The sequence below is a fragment of the Serratia sp. JKS000199 genome, from assembly GCF_900215455.1.
Lineage (GTDB): Bacteria > Pseudomonadota > Gammaproteobacteria > Enterobacterales > Enterobacteriaceae > Serratia > Serratia ureilytica.
This window is the reverse complement of record NZ_LT907843.1, coordinates 738,634-758,118: the sequence shown is the minus strand read 5'-3', so window position 1 is coordinate 758,118 and position 19,485 is coordinate 738,634. Positions and strand designations below refer to the sequence as shown.

The window sequence follows — 19,485 nt, the reverse complement described above, 5'->3', positions numbered from 1 at the left end:
CGTCGAGCCGCGCCGGCGCTGAGTGACGTTACTTGCCGCCTTTCACCGGGTAATCCGGTTTTTTGTCGTTGCCGGCGATATAGGGACTCCACGGCTGCGCGCGCACCGGCGCTTCGGTCTGCCACACCACGTTGAACTGGCCGTTGCCCTCGATCTCGCCGATCATCACCGGCTTGTGCAGGTGGTGATTGGTCTTGTCCATAGTCAGCGTGAAGCCCGACGGCACGGCGAAGGTTTGCCCGGCCATCGCCGCGCGCACCTTATCGACGTCGGTGGTGCCGGCCTTTTCCACTGCCTGCGCCCACATGTGGAGGCCGACGTAGGTGGCCTCCATCGGATCGTTGGTGACCGCAGTGGCGTAATTCGGCAGATTGTGCGCCTTGGCGTAGGCTTTCCACTGGCTGACAAACTGTTTGTTGGTCGGGTTATCCAGCGATTCGAAGTAGTTCCAGGCCGCCAGGTTGCCCACCAGCGGCTTGGTGTCGATGCCGCGCAGCTCTTCCTCGCCGACCGAGAAGGCGATCACCGGCACGTCGGTGGCCTTGACGCCCTGGTTGGCGAGTTCTTTGTAGAACGGCACGTTGGAATCGCCGTTGATGGTGGAGATCACCGCGGTGTTGCCGCCGGCGGCGAACTTCTTGATGTTGGCGACGATGGTCTGGTAATCGCTGTAGCCGAACGGCGTATAGACCTCTTCGATATCCTTGTCCTGCACGCCTTTGCTGTGCAGGAAGGCGCGCAGGATCTTGTTGGTGGTGCGCGGATAGACGTAATCGGTGCCCAACAGGAAGAAGCGCTTGGCGCCGCCGCCGTCCTCGCTCAGCAGGTATTCCACCGCCGGGATCGCCTGCTGGTTCGGCGCCGCGCCGGTGTAGAACACGTTCGGCGACATCTCTTCGCCTTCGTATTGCACCGGATAGAACAGCAGGCCGTTCAGCTCCTCAAACACCGGCAGCACCGACTTGCGCGACACCGAAGTCCAGCAGCCAAACACCGCCGCCACCTTGTCCTGGCTCAGCAGCTGGCGCGCCTTTTCGGCGAACAGCGGCCAGTTGGAGGCCGGATCCACCACCACCGGCTCCAGCTTTTTGCCGAGCACCCCACCTTTGGCGTTGATCTCGTCGATGGTCATCAGCGCCACATCCTTCAGCGGCGTCTCGGAAATCGCCATGGTGCCGGAGAGCGAACTCAGAATGCCGACCTTGATGGTGTCGGCGGCCTGCGCGCTCCAGGCCAGGCCCAGGCCGACAGCGGCGGCGGACAGCGCAAAAGCTTTGATAAAACGACGACGTTGCATAGTTCAAACTCCTGATGTGTATGAAATCAAAATCGTTACGCCGAGCGCGCAGGCTGCTGAGCCCGCGCCTGGTGCAACATGTGCAGCGTTATTTTTCGCACTTCTGCCTTGCTGACGGCGATGTGCTCGCCGAGCAGCGTTTGCGCCGCCCCGCTTTGCCGCTGCAGGATCGCCTGCAAAATGGCGGCGTGCTCGCGGTAGGTGGCGTCCACCCGCGCCTGCTGGGTGAAATCCAGCCGGCGAATGATGCGGATCTTTTCGGTCAGTTCGCGGTGAATGCGCGCCATTTCGCCGTTGCCCGCCGCGGCCACCAACGCCTGATGAAACTGCTCATCGTGCTGCGACACCGCCTTGCCGTCCGCCAGGCGCGGCGCTTCGGTCCAAAAACGGCTCAGCGCCGCCAGCGCGTCCGGCGTTTCCCCGGCCGGGCGTTCGCACAGCCGTTTCACCGCCTCTTGCTCCAGCACGATGCGCAGGTCGTACAGCTCTTCGAAGTAGGCGAAGTCGAACGGCCGCACCTGCCAACCGCTGCGAAACAACACCTCGACATAGCCTTCGCGCTCCAGCCGAAACAGCGCCTGACGCACCGGCGTGCGGCTGGCCGCCATGCGCTGCGCCACGTCGCTTTCGCTGAAGCGATCGCCCGGCAGCAGGCGAAACTCGAAGATGTCGGCCTTGAGCTGCAGATAAATGCGCTCCGCCAACCCTTCCGGGCGCGCCTTGTGCTCTCCGTTGGTGATTTGCATCATCGCTCCTCCGTTCAGACCGCCTTTTCCAGCCACAGCAGGGCGTCGCCCGGCCCGACCGGCCGCCCCTGCCGGCAGCTGATGCGTTTAACGATCCCGGCGCGCGGCGCGGTGACCGCCAGCTCCATTTTCATCGCCTCGACCACGATCAGCGGCTGCCCGGCCGCCACCACCTGCCCCGGTTCCACCAGGATCTTCCACACGCTGCCGTTCAGATCGGCGCTGACCAGATCGCCGTCGATGGCGTCTTCTTCCTCCGGCGGCAACAGCTGCGCCTCGGCCTCGTCGTCATCGCTGCGCCAGCGCGCCACTTCGGCGCTGAACGCCTGCTGCTGGCGATGCTGGAAGTCGGCGATCGCCTCGGCGTTGTCGGCCAGGAAACGGGTGTAGGCGGCGAAGTCGAACTCGCTCTCTTCGATGCGCACCTGCATGCGCCCTTCACGGAACGCTTCGCGCTGCTCGTCCAGCTCTCGCTCGCTGACCGGGTAGAAGCGCACCTGATCGAAGAAGCGCAGCAGCCAGGGCTCACCGGCGGTGAACTGCGGGTTTTTGAGAAACTTGTTCCAGATCGGCAGCGTGCGCCCCACCAGCTGGTAACCGCCCGGCGAGTCCATGCCGTAGATGCACATGTACATGCCGCCGATGCCGACCGTCCCTTCGGCGGTGTGGGTGCGCGCCGGGTTGTATTTGGAGCTCAGCAGGCGATGGCGCGGATCGAGCGGCACCGCGCAGGGCGCGCCGAGGTAGACGTCGCCCAGCCCGAGGATCAGGTAGCTGGCGTCGAACAGAATGTCGCGCACCTGCTCGCGTCGGCTCAGGCCATTGATGCGCTGAATGAAATCGACGTTGTTCGGCAGCCAGGGCGCCGAGGCGCGCACCGTCTGTTGATAGCGATCCACCGCCCCCAGCGTGGCCGAATCCTCAAACGCCATCGGCAGCCACACGGTGCGCGTCGGCACCTTCAGGTGGCTGACGTCCCCCAGCGCCCGTTCGCGCGCCAGCAGGCGCTGCAGCAGGTCGGCCTGGCTAATCTGCCGGCTGTCGTAGCGGATCTGCAGCGAACGCACGCCCGGCGCCAGCTCCGCCACGCCCGGTATCGCCCCCTCACGCAGCGACTGCATCAGCAGATGAATGCGCAGCCGCAGCGCCAGATCGAGCACATTGTCGCCGTACTCCATCAGGATGTAGCCGTCCCCCGCCTGGCGATACGCCACCGCCGGGCGCCCTTCCGCCGCCGGCAGCGCCGCCAGCACCGCGGCGGAAACGGTCTCCGCCGGGGCCAGATCCGGCGGCGGCAGGGTGATGGCCTTCACCGCCGCCAGCGCTTCGATGCTGCCGAGCTGCGCCTGCTCCAGCGACTGCGCCTGCCGGAAGCCGATCGGATGGAAACGGATGCGGTCGCCCGGCTTCACCTGCCCCACTTTCCACAGTTCGGCCTTGGCGATGGTCACCGGGCAGACGAAGCCGCCGAGGCTGGGCCCGTCGCGGGTCAGGATCACCGGGAAGTCGCCGGTGAAGTTGATGGCGCCGACGGCGTACTCGCAGTCGTGCACGTTGGAAGGATGCAAACCGGCTTCGCCGCCGTCCTCCCGCGCCCATTCGGGCTTCGGCCCCGCCAGGCGCACGCCGAGGCGGTTGGAGTTGTAATGCACCTGCCAGTCGGTGGCGAAGAAGGCCTCTATTGATTCGGCAGTGAAAAAGTCCGGCGCGCCGTGCGGACCGTACAGCACGCCGATGTGCCACTGGTCGCCGTAGTACGGGATCAGGCTGTCGTCCATCGCCTGCGGCGCGGCGATCGGCGCCAGCGTGGTGCAAGCAGTCAGCGCCGGTTGAGCGATCGCCAGCATGTCCGCCACGCGCAGGGTGCGCCCGGCATGCCCGCCGAACTGGCCCAGCGCAAAGGTGGAACGGCTGCCGAGATACACCGGCACGTCAAAGCCGTTGCGTACCGCCAGATAGGTGCGGCAGCCGTGCGTGGCGCGCCCCAGCGTCAGCACCTGCCCGGCCCGCACCGCGATCGGCCGCCAGTAAGCGACCGCTTCGCCGTCCAAATCGGCCGGGCAGCTGGCACCCGTCAGCGCGATGGTGGCGTCGCAGTGAAAGCGCAACGTCGGCCCCTGCAGGGTAAACTCGAGCCCGGCGGCCGCCGGGTGGTTGCCGACGATGCGGTTGGCCAGCCGGAACGCGAAGTCGTCCATCGGGCCGGACGGCGGCACGCCGATGTCCCAATAGCCGAGGCGGCCGGGATAATCCTGCACGCTGCTGTAGGTACCGGGTTGCAGCACTTCGAGGCAGTGCGGCTGGAAACGCACATCGTCCAGCAGACGCGTCCAAACGTCGCCGCGCTGAAATTGCGGCGTGGCGATCACCTGCCGCAGATAATCGAGGTTGGTGGCGATGCCGTGCAAGCGGGTCGCCGCCAGCGCCACGCGCAATTTTTCCAGCGCCTGCGCCCGATCCGCGCCGTGCACGATCAGCTTGGCGATCATCGGGTCGTAAAACGCCGAGACTTCGCTGCCGGTCGCCACCCACCCGTCGAGCCGCACGTCGTCAGGGAAATGCACCTCGGTCAGCACGCCGGGGCTGGGCTGGAAGTTTTTCAGCGGATCTTCGGCGTAGAGGCGCACTTCGATCGCCGCGCCCTGCGGCGCGCGCTGCAACGCCGCCCAATCCAGCGCGTCGCCCGCCGCCACCTGCAGCATGCATGCGATCAGATCCAGGCCGGTGACCATCTCGGTGATCGGGTGCTCGACCTGTAAGCGGGTGTTCACTTCCAGGAAGTAAAACTCGTCGCGCGCGGCGTCATAAATGAATTCCACGGTGCCGGCGCTGCGGTAATTCACCGACTCGCCCAGCGCCACCGCCGCCCGATGCAGCGCCTGGCGGGTCGCCGCCGGCAGGTGCGGCGCCGGGGTTTCCTCCACCACCTTTTGGTTGCGCCGCTGCAGCGAGCAGTCGCGTTCGCCGAGCGCCGCCACCCGCCCCTGGCCGTCGCCGAAAATCTGCACCTCGACGTGGCGCGCCCGATCGACGAAGCGTTCGATAAAGGCGCCGGCGTCGCGGAAGAACTGCTCTCCCAGCCGTTTGACGCTGTCGTACGCGTCGCGCAGCGCCGCCTCGTCGTCACAGCGCGTCAGGCCGATGCCGCCGCCGCCGGCGGTGCTTTTCAGCATCACCGGGTAGCCGATGCGCGCGGCGGCGGCGACCGCCTGCTCAACGCTCTCCAGCAAGCCGGTGCCCGGCGTCATCGGCACCCCGGCCAACGCCGCCAGCTCGCGCGCCCGGTGCTTGAGGCCGAACTCGCGCATCTGCGCCGCCGTCGGGCCGATAAAGGCGATGCCCGCCGCTTCGCAGGCGTCGGCAAACTCGGCGCTCTCGGACAAAAAGCCGTAGCCGGGGTAGATCGCCTGCGCGCCGGTGGCCGCTGCCGCCGCGAGGATCTTGTCGATGCGCAGGTAGCTGTCGGCGGCCTTGTCGCCGCCGAGCGCCACCGCCCTGTCGGCCTCGGCGACGTGCGGCGCATTGCGGTCGGCGTCGGAATAGACCGCCACGCTGGTTACGCCCAGGCGTTTCAGGGTGCGAATGGCGCGGCAGGCGATTTCGCCGCGGTTAGCGATCAGTACGGTAGTAAACATGTTCATGCCCCCTTAACGCTGGCGAGATAGTCGCGCCAGCCGCCAAACTCAGTGATATCCGTCGCGTCTTCCAGCGCCCAGGCTTCGCAGATAAACCCCTTCACCCGCCGGCCGTCCGCCAGCAGCAGCGTGCCGATGCCCAATGGCGCCGGGATTTCCGCCACAAACTCGCCGAAACGGGCCAGCGGAATGTCCCACAGCTCAACGCGGATCGCCGCCCCCTGCGCCGCGCGCGCCAGCCCCGGCTTCGGCGGCTCGGTATCGGCCAGCGCATACAGGCGATAGCAGGGGGCGGTAGCGGTTTGCTCCACCTGCACCGCGTCGCGCTGCGTCAGCTGGACGTTGAGCGGCATGCCACTGAGGTGAGCGCCCACTACCGCCAGACGCACGTGTCCCAAAGACGGGGCCGGCGTGGGCTGCGGCGGCAATGCCCGACCGATAGCGCCGAGCGGCAAGGCGCTTTGCCGTTGCCAGCGCACGCCAAACGCCGCCAGCGCCCGGTCATGCCAGGCGGGCGCAATCAGGGTGATGCCCGCCGGCAGACCGTCTTCGCGCAGCGGCCCCGGCAGCGCCAGCGCGCTCAGATCGGCCAGGTTGGTGAAATTGGTGTAAGTGCCGAATTGCGAATTGAACAGCACCGGCTCCTGCGCCATCTCCGCCAGGGTGCGGATAGTGGGCGCGGTCGGCACCACCAGCGCGTCGAACGGCGCCAGCCGCTGGGCGATTTGCCGCGCCAGCTCGGCGCGCAGGTATTCCGCCTTGTAGGCGTCGCAGGCGCTGTAGCCGAGGCCGTTGCCGACGATGCCGCGCACCACCGGATCGATGGCCTGCGGGCTCGCTTCCAGCACCTGCTCAATGGCCACCGTGCGCTCCGCCACCCAGGGGCCGTAATACAGCTGTTCCGCCAGAGTGCGAAACGGCGCGAAATCGAGGGGTTCCAGCGTGGCGCCGCCCGCCTGCAGCTGCGCCAGCGCTCGGTGAAACGCCCGCTCGGCCTGAACATCGCCGAAAAACTCCAGCTGGGCGGGAACGGCGAAACGCGGCGCGGCGGGGATATCCGCCGGCGCGGTATGCGGATCGGGGCGGGAATACGGGTCTGCCGCGTCAAAGCCGCTCGCCAGTTCCGCCACCAGCGCGGCATCGGCCACCGTCAGCGCGAAGACCGACACCGTATCGTTCAACCGGCAGGCCGGCACCACGCCGCGGTTGGACAACCGCCCCTTGGTCGGCTTCAGCCCGACGATGTTGTTGAACCCGGCGGGCACGCGCCCCGAACCGGCGGTGTCGGTGCCGAGCGCGAACGGCACTAGGCCGCGCGCCACCACCGAGGCGGAGCCGGAGCTGGAACCGCCGCTGACGTAGCGGCTGTCGAAGCTGTTGACCACTGCGCCATACGGTGAGCGAGTGCCTACCAACCCGGTAGCGAACTGGTCGAGGTTGGTTTTACCAAGGGCAATCGCCCCGGCGGCGCGCAGGTGGGCGACCACGGTGGCGTCCGCCGCGGCCTGATAGGTGAACGCCGGGCAGGCGGCGCTGGTCGGCCAGCCGCCAACGTCGATATTGTCTTTGATGGCGAAGGGCACGCCGAACAGCGGCAGGCGGCTGAGATCGCCGGCGACCGCCTCGAGCCTCTGTGCCAGCTGCCGGTACTGCTGCTCGCGCTGCGCCGGCGTGGCGAGATACAGCCAGGCGTTATCGTCTGGGTTCAGCCCGGCGACCAGCGTTTCGATCGTCGCACTGACGCAGGCAAGGCGTTCGCCCGCCGGGCGGGTTTGGTAATGGTGTTGCCATTCACTGAGGGTAAAACCGCACGCTACAACAGGTTCGCTCATCGACTGAATTCCATCTGGTACACAAGATGGGATTCAACAGAGCAACCGGCGTGCCAATTTTTAATCTCATGATTTCAATAAATTATAATTAAAACTTATGACAGCAGCGGCAAACAGGCTGCACCAGCGGCGCGCAGCGGGAGAACAAAAAGAGTGCAATGGCGGGATGACGCAGAGGAAAAACCGGGGCGACGACACTCGCCGCCCCGCAGGCCGATGGGGATAGGTCAGCCGTCAGCCGCAAGCTCAGTACCTACCATGTGGTGAGCGCTACCCTTCTCCAGGTATTGGCCGCCGTGCAAACATAAAAGAACGTGGAGTCTGCCGACCATTGGCCTATTTTACCGGGCGCAACGGCCGAAGCGGGGACAGCAACTCTGACACCTACAGGATCTCCGTTCACGTTCGCTGAATCATAAATATTCAACACTTTTATGTGGCCGGAGGAGAATTGGTTATTCGGCCCACCAATAGGATAAGCGCCGTTACCGGCCGGATAGATGCCATTATCCGCAACCGTTAACTGCTTGGTGTACAACCCGCTCCATTTAAATGAGGGTTGTCCTAAGGCGGTCGCGATATCCTTCTGCGGCGAAAAATCCGCCGGGGAGATGGATACGCCGCTGCTGGTCGTATTGTTATTAGCGCCAAGCGTAAACTTAGGTGAAAAACTAATTAAAGAAGCCCCGTCCTGAGCCAACCTGACGCCCGGTTCAAACCCCTGAAGGTTATTGCCTGGAGAAATGCCGCCAAAGTAATGGTAGCTGGTACTCCCTCCTTTGGCGGCATAGAACAGGTTATCGGAGCCGTCCTTGATACCATGGAAAATGGCCGGATAAGCGCCATGGCTGGCCCTGTCCGCCAAGGACCACGGAAGTTGCCTAGGAGCCATATCGGCGATTGCCGCGTTGGCGAATCTTGTCGTATTGCTCAGCATGTTATCAAACACAAATGCCGCCGCGATGCCGTTTACCGGTTCTGCAGCCACATTGTAAGTGGTATTACCCACGTTATAGAAACCGCCCCGACATTCAAAGGTGCTTCCATCACTCTGAAGAATAGTTTCACCTTCGCAAGTAAACTGCCCCAGGATGTTATCGGTGTTGGTTCGGGTGAGTTTGATCGCCGTAGCGCCGACGCCGCCGAACAGGTGGATATAGCAGAAACCGTTGTACCACGTTACGCTGTTGGCGTTTCCTCTCAACTCCAGCCCCACGCCGGCATCCGTATTTGTGCCACCATCGCCCGGATTGCCGGAGACCTTGATCTGACATTGAATTTCATGGAACCCCACGCCGTGGAAGGAGCTATCCCCGCCATTGCTTTCCATCAAGATGTTCGACAAGCCACGGTGGAACCGGCAAGAGTGAAAACTGACGAACTCGGTAAACGCACCGGCATAGCCGTTCAACAGATGTAAGTTCACAAAAAACTTCATAATCAGCAATCTTTCATGCCGCATGAAACAGGAACCATTGATCCGATAGCCGGTGCCCGTATATAACGCGCCCTTGGCCGGCGTAATCGTCACATCGCTGATATATCTGTTGGTATGGATCCCGGAACCGCCTTTCGACTCAAAACACGCATGATCATTAGACGTCGGCTTAAAGAAGAATTTCGTACTAATCCAATTTTCACCCTCTATCGCAATGCCTTTATCTCCGGTGTAGTTTTCTCCCCCTAAATTTAAGGTATCTGTAATGTAATAGTTGCCGGCAGGAACATAGAGCTTCTTGCAGCCTTGGCTAATCGCATAAGCGATAGCCTGTTTAAACGCCTGCGTATCATCCGTACCAACGCCAGCTGTATCATTCCAATCGCCCTTCGCGCCGAACATCTGAGGGGTAATGTGGGGCACGCCTTCATTCGGGAAGGAATACTGAATGAGTTGATTGCCCGTTACCCCTGCAAGCGTAGAGAGAATCGGTTTAAAAGCGCAATCCCAGACGTTCTTGCCAATGAGAGTCGTTTCGTCAAATGCCCCGCCTAACTCCAGCGCCCGAGCGGGAGAAGCAAGTTTAATCACATTCCCTTCAATAATGGCGTTTTTCCCATTCAAGAAACGGATATAACCAAACCCAGAGTCCGTGACCCGATTGCCGGAAAACACCGTACGGTCGCCGTACAGCTTGATCCATACCTGGCTGCTGGTCCATCCGGAGTTGGTTATCTTGTTGCCGGTCATCACGCAGCTATTGGTGAACAGGGCAACCTTGCAATTATTGATAATATTGCCTGAGAGGGTCGCCTCCGTTGCGGCAATGCCATTGAAGGCCGAGGAATTGGAGGTGCCGCAGAAATTTAAAAAATTATCTGCGATAACGGACTCAGCGACAGAAATATCGTTATTGCCGTGATAGTCGATGCCATTCTCAACGGTATCTTCAACGTGATTCCCGATAATTCGTGAACTATTCGTAGGGATTTTGGTGGGGTTATTCACTAAGGAATAGTCGATCTGAATGCCGAACCTTTCGATCGTTTTGATGTAGTTATTAGAGATATTAATGTCACTGATTCCACCCAGCGAGATGCCATAGCTGGTATTAACAATATGGTTATTGGCAACGGTCAGGTTAGTGAATGAATGAGGCGTACCGGTCACTTCATTATTCAATGTCACCCCGCCCCCTCTTTGCGTATGCCCGGCCCCAGCAGGTTTAGCGGGTTTATGTCCATCATGAATATGATTGTTCACAATCAAGATGTCATAAGCATTTCGGTTCACGCCCGTTTTCAGCAAGATCCCGTCACCTTGGTGATTCGTCAGTTCGTTATTCTGGATTGTAATATGGCGTCCGCCACGAACGGCGATAGGTTCTTCACCCAGATCTTTAAGTAAATTGTTCTCAAGGGTAACTGACGTACAGTCAGAAAGGCCCAAAGCATCGGTATGCATGCTGATGACGCAATTTCTCACGGTGAAGTTTTCACAACGGGTGAAAGCCATGCCGGTACACGCGCGAGTGGCATACCACCAAATAGGATCTGCATCTTTCTGAGTCACCTTTCTCGTGATCCTCAGATCTTCCACGATGAAATTCGACTGTTCCACGGTATTAAAAATGTTGATTTGAGGCGTATCGTCATCCAGGTGAATTTCACCACCGCCATAAATATGGCAGTTGCTGGGTATCTGTAGAGACTGCCAAGCCGAACCCAACGTCAACCGATAGACATTCGCCATTCTGACCTGGCGTTTTTTCATCGAGTTAGCGGCGTCAATCGCCACTTTAGCGAACATGGCGCTAACGGCATCTCGATCGTCAGCCAGGCCATCGCCTACGGCGCCGAACTGCTCAGGGGTATATTCAGCGAATTCGCCGCCGTCATTGACCTGAGCAGCGACATTTTTTGCGTTGAACTGCGGATCTTCTTTTGACATTTGAGCCATTGAATTACTCCTCTGGATTTTACGTTTCAATCGACATTGAATTGAACGACCCCTAAAAAAGTAACCGGATGGGCGGCACGCCCTCCATCGATGGCGGGTGGCTGAGGGCCAGTACAACAAAGGTAGGAGGGAGGAGACAATAAAAAAGGCGCAACCTTGCGATTGCGCCTGATGTTCGGTGAACGCTGCGCGTTACTCGCCGCGAACGCGCTGCGCCAACCCTTTGAGGAAGTAGCGCAGCATCTGATCGCCGCACGGGCGGTAGTTCTTGGTGCCCTCTTTGCGGAACAGCGCGCTCAGCTCCGGCTTGGAGATGCGGAAGTCCACCGCGGTGAAAATCTGGTGCATGTCGGTGTCTTTCAGCTCGAACGCCACGCGCAGCTTTTTCAGCACCAGGTTATTGGTGATCGGCAGCTCAACCGCCGGCGCCGGGAACTTGTCGTCCTTGCCGCGCTTGAAGAACACCAGGCCGTTGAGGAAGTGCGCCATCACTTCGTCCGGGCACTTCTCGTAGCCCGGCTCGCCTTCTTTGATCACGTAAGCGTCCATCGCCGACACCGCCATCTCGAAATCGTCCAGTTTGATAATCTCGACCATTTTGGCGTTGTTAATGCTCAGCATATAGCGCACGCTGCGCAGCACGTCGTTGTTCATCATGGGATTGCATTGCCTTTACTTGTCTAACGGGGACGTGCGCATTGTAAAAAAATGCCCCATACCCAAAATAGTTGGAGTTGCATCGCGGCGGCAAATTTGTAAGCCCCCGGAGCATAGTTAACTATGTGACCGGGGCGCGCAAATGCAGCCAACAAAGAGGCAGCTCCAAGTATGACGGGTATGGCCGCACACCTTGAATGTGCGGCAGTATAGGGATCGGCAAGGGGTTTCTCAATCGATTTGGCTTTTTTGCTGATACAGCGGGATATCTTCGCCGATGATGTACTTGTTGCGCAGCATCGACGAGACCTTGTCCATGATCATCACCACCACCACCAGGATCAGGGTGATGAACATCACTACGTCCCAGTTCCACAGCCGCATATTCTCCGCATACACCAGGCCGATGCCGCCGGCGCCGACGAAGCCCAGCACCGCCGCTGAGCGGGTGTTGGACTCGATCTGGTACAGGCTGAGCGCCAGGAAGGTGGGGAACGACTGGGTGAAAATGCCGTAACGGTGCTTCTGCAACCCGTTGGCGCCCACCGCCGTCAGGCCGCGGCTGGGGGACTTGTCCACCGCCTCATGGCCTTCGGCGTACAGTTTACCCAGCAGCCCGACGTCCTGCATCACGATAGCCAACACCCCGGCGAGCGGCCCCATGCCGACGGCGCGCACGAAGATCAGCCCCCAGATCGCCATGTCGATGCCGCGCAGCACGTCCAGTAAGCGGCGCACCAGCACCGAAATTGGCCGCAGCAGCGGCGTCGACATCACGTTGCGCGCGGCGAAGAACGACAGCGGCAGCGCGATCAGCGACGCGGTGATGGTGCCGGCGAACACGATGGCGATGGTGATGCCGATCTGCTGGAAGTAGTACATGAACGGCCAGTTGGCGAAGTCATGCCAGACGAACATGCGCAGGAAATAGCGCCCCAGCTGCTGGCAGCCGTTGATAAACTGCGGCCAGCTAATGCCGAAGACCAGGAAGAAGAACACGTAGTACAGCACGATCGCCAAGGCGATCAGGCCGACGGTGCGCAGGTAGCGCCCCTGCTGCGCGAAGATCGCCGGATGCTGCTGTTTCAACTGGCGCAGCGTTTCCGCCGATGCCGGAGTGCCCGCTGTCATTTTGCCCCCTCCACCACGCGCTTGCGCAGCTCGCCCGACACGTAGTCGAGCACGGAAACCACCACGATGATCAGCAGCAGCGTCATGCTGACCTGATCGTAACGGTCGAGTTTAATGTTGGTCATCAGCTCCTGGCCGATGCCGCCCGCCCCCACCAGCCCCAAAATGGTCGACTGACGGAAGTTGATCTCCAGCCGCATGAAGCTGTAGGAGAGAAACACCGGCTTCACCTGCGGCCACAGGCCGAAGCGCATGCGCTGCAGCGGCGTGGCGCCGCAGGCCGCCAGCCCGCGCACCGGTTTGTTGGAGGCGGTTTCGATCGATTCGTAGAACAGCTTGGTCAGGCTGCCGATGGTGTGCAGCGCCAGCGCCAGGAAGCCGGGAATGGCGCCGATGCCGAACGCCATCACGAACATCACCGCCCACGCCAGCTCCGGCATGGTGCGCAAAAACGCCACCAGCGTGCGGATCGCCAGCCGCACCGAGACCGGGGTATAGGTGTTGCTGGCCGCCAGAAACGCCAGCACGGTCGCCACCAGCACCGAGAAAATGGTCGCCGCCAGCGCCAGCTGCAGGGTCTCCCAGATCAGCGGCAGCTGAATGTTCAGGCGATAGCCCCAGTAGGCCAGCGAGCCTTCGGTACGCCCATCGGCGAACAGCAGGTGCCAGTGCAGCGTCGGCACGGTTTCGGCCAGGTAGTCGAAGAAGTGCGGAATAGACACCCAGACGGTGTGCAGGTTGAACTCGGCGAGGTTGCCGGCGCCCAGGTACAGCACCACCAGCCCGAGCGACCACAGCAGCGCTTCGCGCTTTTGCTTGCTGCGGATCCGTTGGTAATAGTGTGCGAAATCGGTATTCAAAACAGGTCTTCCATCGTTATGGAACAAGGGGTTCAGCATGCTGAACCCCTTCATTCGGGCGGCCGAGGCAGCCGGGAATCAACGGTCGCCTTTGGTCAGCTCGCGCTTCATATCGATGATGGTCTGGTATTCCGCCAGGGTGGTGTCGCCGATGTGCTGTTTGCCGCCCATCGCTTTGATAAAGCACGCGTGATCGTCTTTATCCAGCTTCTTGATGGCGGTGACCACTTTGGCCTTGAAGTCGGCCGGCAGCGAGTTGCTCACCAGGATCGGGCCGTTCGGGATCAGCGGCGACTGCCAGATGATGCGGATCTGTTTCATCAGGTCCGGATGATCCATGCGGATCATGCGGGTGAACGCGCCGCTGGTGTAGCCGGTGTTGTAGTCGCCGATCATCGACGCCCAGGTCACCGCGCCTTCGAACTGGCCGTTCAGCACGCCGAGGATGTCCTGCTCGTGGCCGCCGGAGAAGGTGACGCTGGAGAAGGTGTTGTTGTATTTGTTGTCGACCGTGCCGCCGAACAGCTTTTTAAACGCCTGGTTCGGGATCAGGAAGCCGGAGGTGGAATCCGGATCGGCGAAGCCGATGGCCTTGCCCTTCAGGTCTTCCAGTTTCTGGTACGGGCTGCCGGCCTTCACCACCACCACCGAGTGGTAGCCGCGCGACTGGTCGACGTCGTCAACCGCGATGCCGACGATGTCCACCGCTTTCGGATCCTTGATGTAAACCGAAGCGAACGACGACGGCGACATGCTGAGCACCAGGTCAATCTTGCCGCCCAGCAGGCCCTGGATCACGCCGGAATAGTCGGACGAGTTGCGCAGCTTGGTATCGACGTTCAACTCTTTATCCAGGAACTGCTTCACGCACTGGTTATCGCCGATCTGCTGGGTGGCGTTCTGGCCGCCGAGAATGCCCAGGTTCAGCTCTTTCGGCGCATCCGCTGCGGCAGCATTAAATACCATCATCGCGCCGGCCATCAGGGTGGTCAGACTCAATACTTTTTTCATTAGGTGTGCCTTGTGTGTAAAGGGTAAAGGTCAAAAGTGCTTCAATGGATCTGATTGGCTTCCTCGCCATACAGCTGGTGCAGGATCCGTTCGTTCAGTTGCGAAGGATGCCCGTCAAACACGATCTTCCCGTGGGCGATGCCGATCACCCGCGAGCAATACTCTTTCACCAGTTCGACCGAGTGCAGGTTCACCATCACCGCGATGCCGTCTTCGCTGATTTTCTGCAGCGCGTCCATGATGCGGCGGGTGTTTTTCGGATCGAGCGACGCCACCGGCTCATCAGCCAGCAGGATTTGCGGGTTTTGCATCAGCGCGCGGCAGATGGCGACGCGCTGCATCTGGCCGCCGGAGAGGTGCTCGGCGCGCTGCAGCGCGTGCGGCAGCATGTTGAGCCACTGCAACAGCTCGATGGCGCGAGCGCGGTCGGCGTCATCGAACAGTTTGAAGAAGGATTTCAGGGTGGAGGTGTGGCTCAGGCGCCCCAGCAGTACGTTGGTCATCACGTCCAGCCGCGGCACCAGGCAGAAGTCCTGGAAGATCATGCCGCAGCGCGCGCGCCATTGGCGCATCTGGCGGCCGGCAAGCTGGGCGATATCCTGCGCCACGCCATCGTCTTCGAAGTGCAGCATCTCGCCGCAGCTGGAAGGAATGGTGCCGTTGAGGGTATGCAGCAGCGTGGACTTGCCTGCGCCGGAGCGGCCGATCACCGCCACGAATTCACCGGCGTGCAGATCGAAATTGATGTCATCCAGCACGCGCTGCTGCGCTTTGTAAGCTTTGCCGAGCCCCTTGACCGATAACACTTTGCGGGATGCGGCGGCGTGCTGCCCTGGAAAGTCGTGCTGCGCCAATTTTAACAGTGCCTGAGCCATATGATTTCTCTGGTTTCAGTGGCTAATCATTATGGGCACCTATTAACGGATAAGTTTATGACAGTGGGATGATGGTTTTATGGCCGGGGCGTGACGCGTGCCGCCCCGGCGTACGCATCATTCCAGGCTAAAGAAGTCCAGCCCCAGCGCCGCCTTGACCTGCTGCAGCGTCTGCTGGCTGACCTGATGCGCGCGGCGGGTGCCGTGCTGCAGGATGCGCGTCAGCTCGCCTTTATCGGCGATGAACTCGGCGCGGCGGGTGCGGATCGGCTCAAGCAGGCTCTGCAGGCAATCCTCCAGCAGCCGTTTGATTTTCACGTCCCCCAACCCGCCGCGCCGATAGTGCGCCTTCAGATCCGCCACCAGCGCGGCGTCTTCGCAGAAGGCGTCCAGGTAGGTGAACACCATGTTGCCCTCCACCCGGCCGGGATCGCTGACGTTGAGATGGCCGGGGTCGGTGAACATACTCATCACCGCCTTATGCACCTCGTCGGCGCCGGCGCCAAGCTGGATGGCGTTGCCGCGCGATTTCGACATCTTGCCCTGCCCGTCCAGCCCCGGCAGACGCCCGACGTTGCTCAACAGCGGCTGGCACTCCGTTAATATCGGTTGGCCGACGATGTGGTTGAAACGCCGCACGATCTCATTGGTTTGCTCCAGCATCGGCAGCTGATCCTCGCCGACCGGCACGTGGGTGGCGCCAAAGGCGGTGATGTCCGCCGCCTGGCTGACCGGATAAATCAAAAAACCGGCCGGCAGGCTGCGGGCGAAATCCTTCTCGGCGATTTCGTTTTTCACCGTCGGGTTGCGCTCCAGCCGCGCCACGCTGACCAGGTTGAGGTAGTACATCGTCAGCTCGGCCAACGCCGGCAGCGCCGACTGCAGGCAGATCGTGGTCTTATGCGGATCGATGCCCACCGCCAGATAGTCGGCCACGACGTTGAGCACGTTGGCGCTGATTTTTTGCGGGTTGTTGCCGTTGTCGGTCAGGCCCTGCAGATCCGCCACCATCACCGTTTGGTTATGCTGGTGCTGCAGTTCGACGCGCTGGCGCAGCGAGCCGACGAAGTGGCCTAAATGCAGTGGGCCGGTGGCGCGATCGCCGGTAAGAATGGTGTAGCTCATGACAGTGCTCCTGAAGGTCTGTAGACCGCCGGATCAACGCCACAAAAAATAATGCCGCCAAACCGGCGGCATTAAAAAGAGATGTGAATACTCGTGCCGCCTCAGAAGAGGCGCCACCATGACTGATTGTGGGTGGAGTGCATCGATATATTCATGCCATCAAGGTATACCCGCAGCGGCAGCGCGTCAATAGCCCGCCGCCGGCGCGTAAGACGGCGTTACACTCCGGCATTTGCGTTCCTGGCCTGGCGCGCTAGGGTAAAACCTTCAACCTGAAAAAGGAGCGCATGATGAAGATCGGATTTGCCGGACTGGGTGGGATGGGCAGCGCCATGGCGGCTAACCTGGTGAAGGCGGGATTTGCGTTGACGGTATGGAACCGTTCGCCGCAGGCGGCGCAGCCGCTGGTGAGTGCCGGCGCGCAGCAGGCCGAACGGCCGGAGCAGCTGGCCGATGCCGACGTGCTGATCACCATGCTGGCCGACGATGCCGCCACGCAACAGGTGGTGGTTGACAGCGGGTTGCTGCAACGGATGAAACCGGGCGCGTTGCATATCAACATGGCAACCATCTCGGTCGAACTCGCCCAGCGTTTGACGGCACTGCATGCGGAACACGGCATCGGCTATCTCGCCGCGCCGGTGCTGGGACGGGTCGACGTGGCCGCCGCCGGCAAGCTGAATATTCTGGCGGCCGGCGATAGCGAGCTACTGAAGCAAGCGCAGCCGCTGTTCGATGCCCTCGGCCAGAAAACCTGGCACTTCGGCGCCGATCCGGCGCAGGCCAACGTGGTCAAAATCGCCACCAACTTTACCCTGGCCAGCGCCATTGAAGCGATGGCGGAAGGCAGCGCCATTGAAGCGATGGCGGAAGGCAGCGCGCTGGTGCGCAACTACGGCGTTTCCGGCGCCGACTACCTGCAGATGCTGAGCGGTACCGTCTTCGCCGCCCCGGCCTATCAGGGCTATGGCGCGCTGATCGCCGCCGAGAAGTATTCACCCGCCGGATTCCGCTTGGCGCTGGGGCTGAAGGACGTCGGGCTGGCGCTGGCCGCCGGCGCCGACAGCCATACGCCGATGCCGTTCGCCGGGGTGCTGAAAGACAATTTCCTCGACGCGATGGCGCAGGGGGATGCGGATCTGGACTGGGCGGCGCTGGCCAAGGTAGCGGCGCGACGAGCGGGCCTGAAATAACGAACGGGGGCGTTGGCCCCCGTTTTCCGTACTCAGAACACGATGTCCGCCGCGGGCACGGCGCGGATCGGCACGCCGAAGCTGTCGATATTCGACAACGTCTCGTTATGGTGGGTACGGATCAGCAAACCATCGGCATAGGATTTGTCGTGGCAGGTATGCGCATCCGCCGCCAACGTCACCGGATAACCGTGCGCCGCCGCGCTGCGCACCGTGGTATCGATGCAAAACGGCGTGGAGTAGCCGCAAACCACCAACTGCGATACGCCGTTGGCGATCAGTAACGCGCCGAGCGAAGTGCGCAGGAACGAGTCCGGCGTGGTTTTATCCACCCGATGGTCGCCCGGCGCCACCTTCAGCGCCGCGAGCACTTGCCAGGCGGCGCTGCCGTGCGGCAGTTCGTCGTCCGGCGTATGGTGCTGAATCACGATCACCGGCACACCCGCCTGGCGGGCGCGCTCGCTCAGTTGGTTGATGCGCGCAACGGTGCCCGCGGCATCCGCCGGCGGCGGCGTAAACAACCCTTCCTGCACATCGATAATCAACAGCGCGCTGGTCATGGCGGCTCCCGAAGAGAAGACAAGACAAGTCGCGTCAGCACACCGGCTGGCGCGGGCGGAAAATATGGTCGACGCCCTGCTCGCGCAGCCTGTGCACCAGATCGTGCCCGCCGTTCGGCGTGGCGTGCGCCAGCTGGCGCTCGGCGGTAAACACCGGGCTGGCCCAGAACAGGTTCACCGGGTCGCCATACTGCTGAGGCAACGTCAGGTGCGCGTGATGCGGGTAGAAGGACAACGATAAAATATAGCCTTCATAGCCCAACGGCGCCACGTCGGACTCCAGCGTATGCCCTTCGCCGATCCAGGTCAGCCGCGCCCAAGGGGCGTGAGCGAAACCGGCCAGCGCGCTGGCCATCTGCACCGCGTTGTCTTCGGTCATGTATTGGCTGTCGATGGCGATCGCCATCTCCATGCGGCGATAGCGCGAAGCCTCATCGTTGAACAGGATCTCCACCCACGGCATCGGCCGAATGCTGACGCCCATGGTGAGGAAGTAATAGATGCCGTCGCGCTCGTGCTGAGTGATGGCCATCGGCGGCCACTTGCCCTGATCGATGGCGTAGTATTTTACCGAAGGGCCGAAATGCTGCTCATAGCGCGCCTGAAAATCGCGCTGCATCTTCGGCCACGGATTGCCCTCTTCACGCTGCCAGCTGCGCCAAAACTGGCGGGTGCTTTCCGCCTGCGCATATTGCGTGTTGGTCGAGGCCGAACCGAGCGGATAGGCCAACGGGCTCTCCTTGATGCAGCTGGCCGAATAGCACACCGAATGGTCGATATACAGGCTCCAGCCGGGGATCACCGCCAGCAGTTGGCCGTAATACCACAGGGCCGCGCCGTCGTCGCTTTCGCTCCACACCACCATCAGCCCTTCCGGGTTCAGCGGCGCTTCCCCTTCCAGGTTGCGGCAAAATTCCGCCGCCAGCATCGGCGGTTGCCCCTGCTCCAGCGCGGCGCGATCTTCCTGCAACGGCGCGGCGGCCAGATTGCGCAGCCAGCAGGCGCGCACCTGATAGCGATCGCTGTAGGCTTCGGCGGGATAGATGTAAAAATAGGCTGCCCGGTGATCTTGCTGAACCACCGCGACCAGCGTCTGGTTCTCATTGCTGACTTCAGCAAGTACGTATGACTCGTTCATATCACCTCAATAGGGTCAGGGCGCGGCA

The 19,485-nt window shown here is 61.7% G+C and carries 14 protein-coding genes; 1 reads left to right on the top strand and 13 read right to left on the bottom strand.

What is annotated here, in order from left to right; all coding sequences use genetic code 11:
- Positions 1–28 precede the first annotated feature (28 nt).
- The 11 genes from urtA to trpS all read right to left on the bottom strand — a co-directional run bounded on the left by urtA (position 29) and on the right by trpS (position 16,566).
- On the bottom strand, positions 29–1,297 hold the full coding sequence (gene urtA, locus CPH57_RS03705; protein WP_096242050.1) for an urea ABC transporter substrate-binding protein: 1,269 nt from the start codon (positions 1,295–1,297) through the stop codon (positions 29–31).
- A gap of 35 nt (positions 1,298–1,332) precedes the next feature.
- Positions 1,333–2,043 carry a GntR family transcriptional regulator gene (locus CPH57_RS03700; RefSeq protein ID WP_033644224.1) on the bottom strand — a complete coding sequence of 237 codons (711 nt, stop codon included), beginning with the start codon at positions 2,041–2,043 and terminating at the stop codon, positions 1,333–1,335.
- Positions 2,044–2,057: 14 nt separating this feature from the next.
- A complete protein-coding gene (uca, locus tag CPH57_RS03695) occupies positions 2,058–5,678 on the bottom strand; it encodes an urea carboxylase (protein WP_060660843.1) in 3,621 nt (1,206 codons plus the stop codon).
- A gap of 2 nt (positions 5,679–5,680) precedes the next feature.
- Positions 5,681–7,510 (bottom strand): allophanate hydrolase, encoded by a 1,830-nt coding sequence (atzF, locus tag CPH57_RS03690; RefSeq protein ID WP_033642329.1) that lies wholly within the window; start codon positions 7,508–7,510, stop codon positions 5,681–5,683.
- Positions 7,511–7,763: 253 nt separating this feature from the next.
- Positions 7,764–10,907, bottom strand: a complete 3,144-nt coding sequence (locus CPH57_RS03685) for a right-handed parallel beta-helix repeat-containing protein (RefSeq protein WP_096242049.1) — start codon at positions 10,905–10,907, stop codon at positions 7,764–7,766.
- 192 nt (positions 10,908–11,099) lie between these two features.
- Entirely contained in the window at positions 11,100–11,564 is a 465-nt protein-coding gene (locus CPH57_RS03680) for a DUF1456 family protein (RefSeq protein ID WP_089196763.1), read from the bottom strand.
- Between the two features lie 231 nt (positions 11,565–11,795).
- Positions 11,796–12,695, bottom strand: coding sequence for a phosphonate ABC transporter, permease protein PhnE (gene phnE / locus CPH57_RS03675; protein WP_033642327.1), 900 nt, complete (start codon positions 12,693–12,695; stop codon positions 11,796–11,798).
- Positions 12,692–13,555 (bottom strand): phosphonate ABC transporter, permease protein PhnE, encoded by an 864-nt coding sequence (gene phnE / locus CPH57_RS03670; protein WP_096242048.1) that lies wholly within the window; start codon positions 13,553–13,555, stop codon positions 12,692–12,694. Before phnE (CPH57_RS03670) ends, phnE (CPH57_RS03675) begins: the two co-directional genes overlap by 4 nt.
- 78 nt (positions 13,556–13,633) lie before the next feature.
- Positions 13,634–14,566 carry a phosphonate ABC transporter substrate-binding protein gene (phnD, locus tag CPH57_RS03665; protein WP_004939482.1) on the bottom strand — a complete coding sequence of 311 codons (933 nt, stop codon included), beginning with the start codon at positions 14,564–14,566 and terminating at the stop codon, positions 13,634–13,636.
- A gap of 41 nt (positions 14,567–14,607) precedes the next feature.
- Positions 14,608–15,441: a phosphonate ABC transporter ATP-binding protein gene (gene phnC / locus CPH57_RS03660; RefSeq protein WP_019454697.1), complete on the bottom strand. Its 834-nt coding sequence runs from the start codon at positions 15,439–15,441 to the stop codon at positions 14,608–14,610.
- A gap of 117 nt (positions 15,442–15,558) precedes the next feature.
- Entirely contained in the window at positions 15,559–16,566 is a 1,008-nt protein-coding gene (gene trpS / locus CPH57_RS03655; protein ID WP_047572225.1) for a tryptophan--tRNA ligase, read from the bottom strand.
- Between the two features lie 290 nt (positions 16,567–16,856).
- On the opposite strand from trpS, the gene CPH57_RS03650 reads away from it, so the two are divergent.
- The gene (locus CPH57_RS03650; RefSeq protein ID WP_096242047.1) at positions 16,857–17,759 is read left to right on the top strand and encodes an NAD(P)-dependent oxidoreductase; all 903 of its coding nucleotides are present in this window, start codon (positions 16,857–16,859) and stop codon (positions 17,757–17,759) included.
- Between the two features lie 32 nt (positions 17,760–17,791).
- Here the strand turns inward: CPH57_RS03650 and CPH57_RS03645 are convergent, their stop codons facing one another.
- Both CPH57_RS03645 and CPH57_RS03640 read right to left on the bottom strand, forming a co-directional pair.
- Positions 17,792–18,319: a cysteine hydrolase family protein gene (locus tag CPH57_RS03645; RefSeq protein ID WP_033642321.1), complete on the bottom strand. Its 528-nt coding sequence runs from the start codon at positions 18,317–18,319 to the stop codon at positions 17,792–17,794.
- Between the two features lie 34 nt (positions 18,320–18,353).
- Entirely contained in the window at positions 18,354–19,457 is a 1,104-nt protein-coding gene (locus tag CPH57_RS03640) for a suppressor of fused domain protein (protein WP_096242046.1), read from the bottom strand.
- Between the last annotated feature and the right edge of the window lie 28 nt (positions 19,458–19,485).